This window comes from Pseudomonas koreensis, assembly GCF_036668835.1.
In the GTDB taxonomy this organism is placed as follows: Bacteria; Pseudomonadota; Gammaproteobacteria; order Pseudomonadales; family Pseudomonadaceae; genus Aquipseudomonas; species Aquipseudomonas koreensis_I.
In genome coordinates this window covers 1-254 of record NZ_JAZEVW010000067.1, presented here as the reverse complement: position 1 = coordinate 254, position 254 = coordinate 1, and the positions used below count along the sequence as shown (strand labels likewise).

At 42.1% G+C, this 254-nt stretch carries 1 tRNA gene; it reads right to left on the bottom strand.

The features are described 5' to 3' along the window. Window positions 1–166: 166 nt before the first annotated feature. A tRNA-Ala gene (locus tag V6F91_RS27680) sits at window positions 167–242 on the bottom strand. Between the last annotated feature and the right edge of the window lie 12 nt (window positions 243–254).

The following is a 254-nucleotide window of genomic DNA, read 5'->3' as shown; positions in this document are numbered from 1 at the left end:
AGAGAACTCACAAATTTTACCTTAGCCTGATCCGTTACCAGTGAAAGTAACGTTCAGTCTATCTTTCTATCACATACCCAAATTTTTAAAGAACGATCTAATCAAAAGACTAGAAATCAATATTCTCACGGAATATTCATTTCTAAGCTTTCAGAAGCAGTTTATATGGTGGAGCCAAGCGGGATCGAACCGCTGACCTCCTGCGTGCAAGGCAGGCGCTCTCCCAGCTGAGCTATGGCCCCATAACAAAATTG